The organism is Oleiphilus sp. HI0125, from assembly GCF_001635355.1.
This window is the reverse complement of the sequence record NZ_LWGF01000023.1, coordinates 1-903: the sequence shown is the minus strand read 5'-3', so window position 1 is coordinate 903 and position 903 is coordinate 1. Positions and strand designations below refer to the sequence as shown.

At 44.6% G+C, this 903-nt stretch carries 2 protein-coding genes; both read left to right on the top strand.

All coding sequences use genetic code 11. The features are described 5' to 3' along the window. Nucleotides 1-12: 12 nt before the first annotated feature. Nucleotides 13-174, top strand: coding sequence for an ExbD/TolR family protein (locus A3762_RS28720; RefSeq protein ID WP_369820646.1), 162 nt, complete (start codon nucleotides 13-15; stop codon nucleotides 172-174). Between the two features lie 10 nt (nucleotides 175-184). Continuing rightward, nucleotides 185-850: an energy transducer TonB gene (locus A3762_RS00630; protein WP_082868861.1), complete on the top strand. Its 666-nt coding sequence runs from the start codon at nucleotides 185-187 to the stop codon at nucleotides 848-850. Nucleotides 851-903 lie beyond the last annotated feature (53 nt).

The following is a 903-nucleotide window of genomic DNA, read 5'->3' as shown; positions in this document are numbered from 1 at the left end:
CGTGTATACAGCTTGCAGAGCAAGTTGCGCGATATGTTACGCACGAGTACTGACAAAAGTGTCTTGGTTGTGACTGATGAAAATGTGCCAGCCAAACTCGTTCTTGAAGTGATTGATCAAGCGAAGTTATCCGGTGCGAGTAATGTTGGCGTCGCGACTGAGCAGGAGTCGTGAGTAGCGCCTTATGATGAATTCAATTGAAATGAGACAAGGCGTGTCACGGCAATTTTTTTCGATTGTCGCCGCTGTTTTAGTGCCTTTTCTGTTGTTTGTTGTGGTGATTGGTTTGAACGAATCAGACTTTGATCGCGAAAAGCTCCAAGGTGGCGCAACTAATTTTGAGCTAGAACGACAACAGCAAATCACAAAAGAAAGACCCAAGCCTAAACCTAAGCAACAGGAGCGTCAGCCAAGACGCGATTTACCATCAATTCAACCTAATGCGATTGGCAGCGATTTGTCTGGTAGTGGCTTAAGTTTTGGCGTGCCTTTGTTTGATCAAGCGCAGTTCGCTGAGTTTGATGACGCAAATTTAATTGGGTCAGCAGGCGATCAAGTGATGGATAAAAGCACGGTTGATGTGCCGCCAAAGGTAAGAAAACGTTCGCCGATTGTGTATCCCGAACTTGCGCGTAAACAAGGTGTAAGTGGGTATGTGACGATGAATGTCTTGATTGATGAGCAGGGTAATATTGAAGACGTGGACATCATTGAATCAAAGCCGGCTGAAATATTCGATCTAAAAGCCGAAAGCACGATTCGACGCTGGAAGTTTGAGCCCGGCACATATAACGGTCAAAAAGTAAAAGTTTGGGCCATGCAAAAAATCGTCTTTAAATTGGATCGCTAGCATCATGAGACAACGCATTTTTATCCTTGTTATGGTTTTGGTTGCGAACCTTG

What these genes read in the sequence shown, in the direction of transcription:
- A3762_RS00630 (WP_082868861.1), top strand. Translation starts at nt 185, where the DNA reads ATGATGAATTCAATTGAAATGAGACAAGGCGTGTCACGGCAATTTTTT.